2 protein-coding genes and 1 pseudogene are annotated in these 3,717 nt (G+C 72.1%); 1 reads left to right on the top strand and 2 read right to left on the bottom strand.

Annotation, left to right across the window (positions count from 1 at the left end):
- Positions 1–12 precede the first annotated feature (12 nt).
- Positions 13–2,166, bottom strand: coding sequence for a hypothetical protein (locus O3W51_RS47515; RefSeq protein ID WP_269290279.1), 2,154 nt, complete (start codon positions 2,164–2,166; stop codon positions 13–15).
- A gap of 66 nt (positions 2,167–2,232) precedes the next feature.
- Complete coding sequence (locus O3W51_RS47520) at positions 2,233–3,105, bottom strand: hypothetical protein (RefSeq protein ID WP_269290281.1); 873 nt, start codon at positions 3,103–3,105, stop codon at positions 2,233–2,235.
- A gap of 108 nt (positions 3,106–3,213) precedes the next feature.
- Here O3W51_RS47520 and O3W51_RS47525 point away from each other — a divergent pair.
- Positions 3,214–3,717 (top strand): annotated as a pseudogene (locus tag O3W51_RS47525) (hypothetical protein); the annotation flags it as partial.

A 3,717-nucleotide genomic window follows, 5' to 3' on the forward strand; every position in this document is an offset into this window, starting at 1 on the left:
GATCAGTAACGTTCAGTTATCGTCGTGGTCGCGGTGCACGTAGCACGAGTGCGGGCCGTTGCTGCGGTACATCAGCTCGGGGCAGTCCCGCAGTGCGGCCCGTACGGTGCGGCGGTCGAGGCCGACGATCTGTGCGACCTCCCCGACCTTCATCCCTTCCACGCCGCGGGCCTTGATGGCCTCGACGATCTCTGGGAGCCAGGTCGGCCCCGTGTCCGCTTCCGGCTCCCTGGGTGCCGGCTCTTTCGCCTCGGGCAGGCTCCCCAACGCGGTCAGGAACTTGCTGAGGTCGGCGTCCGTGATGGGACCGCTATCCGGCTTCTGTGGCGTCGTCTCACCGGTCGGTTGTTCCGTGGCGGATTCGTTGTCCGCTGGGCGCGAGGGAAGGTTGAGTGTCCGCCTGATTTCGAGCCCGCCAACCTTGCGCGTATTTGTCTCGGCAGTCGCTTCCTCTCCCTGGGCGATGCTCCACAGACGCTGGATATTGCTGTCGCTCCAGCGCTCCGCGTATGAACTACCGGCCACTTCGAGGGCGGCGCTTTCTAGGGTGGTACGGAAAGCCCGCGTCCGCACCGCTACCTCGTGGTAAAGGTTGCAATCGTCGGTCTTGTACGTGCGCATGGCCGTGGGTCGGATTTCCGTGTCGGGGTCACCGGTGACCAATCCGACGACTCCCGAACCCTTGGACCGGAGCTGTCGGATATCGATTCCATTCACCCGTCCGAAGAGCTTTGCCACCGATGAGCCCTCGGCATCGGTCGCTGTGAGGGCAATGCGTGCAGGCGAGTACTTGCGGATGGCACTGTCGCCGATGGAGCTGAGGTTGCCGTCCGTGGCCGTGAGGATCAGCCGGATGCCCATGGCGCGCAGGGTCCGGATCACGGTCACGATTTTGGTGCGGACCCGGTTCTGTAGCGGGTCGTTGCCTTGGTAGGCGAGCATTTCGGCGCCCTCGTCGAGGATGCCAATGATCATTGGCATCGCGGGCGACACCGTGAGCAGCTTGGTGTTGTCGGCGTACTGGAGCCGCTTGTCGCCGATGGCGAGCATGGCGTCGAGCATGGTCTCTGCCTCGGCCAGCGTGGGCGCGAGCCAGTCCACGACGGGCACTGTGTCCTTCGGCGGGCGGGTCTGGCCGGCCTTGGGCTGGATGCGTCCGGTGGCCTGGAGCCAGGGAACGTTCCAGTGCTTGAGGTCGGCGCAGCCCTTGCCCCGGTCCATGCCCCACACCAGCACGTCGGGGCAGCGGGCGAGCGTGCCGACGATGCCGTCCAGCAGGGTCGATTTGGCGCTGCCGGGCGGCCCGATGACCAGCATGCAGGCCTCGCGCATCGCCAGGCTGATGGGGTCGCCGGAGCGGTCGACGACGAACGGCAGTGGTCCGTTCACGGTGAGCGGCTGTCCGGCGTCGTGTACGGGGAACATCACGGTCAGGGAGCTGGTGTCGCGGGTGTCGACGTCGGCGATCACGTGGCCCTGGCGGCTGGCTCGCTCGATGCGGACCAGGCAGCCGGTGGGCAGGCGGGCTGCTTCCGCGAGCGCCTGGGCGTACGCGGCGATGCGGTCGGAGGTGACGCCGATGGGGAGGCTGATCTCCAGCGCGAAGCCGGAGCCGTTGGCGCGGGGGGTGTAGCCGGCGAACTCCACTCCCACCCGCGTGACCTGTCGGACCAGCGCCATCCATGCGTCGATCGTTTTCCAGTCGGCCCGGTTGATGTGCGCTTCGGCCATGGCGGCCTCCAGGGCGCGGCGGGCGTCGTCGGCGGCTTCCTCATGGACTTCGGAGGCGTACGCGGCTCCGCCTACCCCGATGGTGATCGCGGCGAGAGTGGCGAGGGCGGTCCATGCGTCTCGACCGGACCAGGTGCTGGGGTCGGTGGCGATGACGGCGGATGTCCAGCCGGAGGACAGCAGCCACCCGGCGGCGCGGGTGGCCAGGCTCGGGCGGCTCAACCGCTTGCGGCGGCCCGCTCCGATCCCGTGGGCGGCGGCGCCGACCGCACCGACGACCAACGGCCAGCCGGAGGGCAGCCCGGCAAGGGAGCCGGTGGTGGCTACGGCCAGGGATGTGGAGGCCATGGCCAGCGGCCCGGAGACCGGACCGTGGCGGGCCGCCCAGTCCAAAGCGAGGTGGGCGCGGTGGTCGGCGGCGGTCTGGCGGGACAAGGGTTCCTCCTCGGGCGGGGCCGGAGGCGGGCGCGCAGTGTGCGCGCCCGCCCAGTGCTGGTGGGGTTAGTCCTCTTGGCGGCTGACGTCCCACAGTTCCTCGGCCGTCCGACCATCAGTGTGTCGGGCGATGTCCGATTCGTGATAGGTCCGGAACACCTCGCCGACGGCTTCACCGGCGTCGACGCACAGCAGCAACTGCTTGTGCAGGTCGGCCAGCGCCTCGTTCACCTCGGGGCGCAGGGGCATGTTCTCCGGGGAGCAGTGCGCAGCCACGAGAGCGAACGTCTCGGCAATGGCGCCCATCGCCTCGGGCAGGGTCTCGATCTGCGCGAGGACCTGCATCATGCCCCCGGGTTCCGCCCGCTGGGCCTGCTCCAGCATCCCGGCCGCCGCCTCGCGGAAATCGAATCCGCCTCCGGCACTGATCGGTTCGGTCATGGTGTCCTCCTGGGTGATGGTGGTGGGAATGGGCGCGTCAACAGAGCGCGCCCGGCTGACGCTGGGGGGTTTGGGGCGCTGGTCCTGCGCCTGGTCGGCCTCGGCCTGGTCGTGGTTGTCGTATGCGGCGTTGTCCCGGGCGTCCCGGGCCTGCTGTGCGGTCTGGTTCAGGCGCCGCCTGACGGCCCGGCCCCAGCGCGGCGGACGGACGTGCAGCAGCTTGGCCAGCGGCCACAGGACCATGGACAGCGCACCGAGCGGCGTCGCGATCACGACCGCCCATGCCCGGCGCGCCCAGTGGCGGGCGGCGGACAGGCGCAGTGCGCGGGTGCGGGCCAGCGTCCGCGCCCGTTCCTCGATCCCGGCCCGGCGGGTGGCACGCCACCGGTTGCGGATCTGGTCCCGGGCCGTGCGGTAGGCCGCCCGCCGCCCGGCGCGGAAACCGTGCGGCTGCGAGCCCTGCCCGGCGGCGCGCCGCTTGCGCAGCCGCCCGAACATCCCGCCGGCTCCCGCCGCTACGGTTCCTGCACCGGTCCGGCGGGCACGGGCGAGGGTCTGAGCAGCTGCACGACCGGCGCTCCGCAACCGCCCGCCGCCGCCTGCGGCGTGCCGCCCGCCACGGCGCCCCGAGCCGCCGGCCGACTGAGCCCCAGCGGCCCCGGCGTTCCTCAACCGCCCGCCAGCGCCGTTACCGCGCAAGAGGCGACCCAACCCGCCCGCCCCGGCTGCGCGGCGCTCCTGACGCGCCTGACGGCGCGTGTCGGCCAACTGGCGGCGCGCGGCGGTCTGGGCCTGTGCCGTGGCCGTACGTCCGGAGCGCTGCGCATCGGCCCCGGCAGCGCGGCGAACCTGCCGCACGGCCGCCACCTGGTGACGGGCACGCGCGCCCAGCGCGGCTCCCGCCCCGGCGGCACGCCCCAGACCGCCACCGCGCCCCGCGCCGCTGCCCCGGCCCGCTCCGCCGGAACGCAGCGCCCCGGCCGCCGACCCGCGGCCGGCTCCGGCCCGCTGCTGCGGTACCACGCGGGCGGCAGCGGTCCGCCTCGCGCTGCGGCGGATGCCGGATGCCCGGCCCGGGATAGCGGCGGCGCGCAACGCCACGGCCGCCGC

Source organism: Streptomyces sp. H39-C1 (genome assembly GCF_027158125.1).
GTDB classification, from domain to species: Bacteria; Actinomycetota; Actinomycetes; order Streptomycetales; family Streptomycetaceae; genus Actinacidiphila; species Actinacidiphila fildesensis.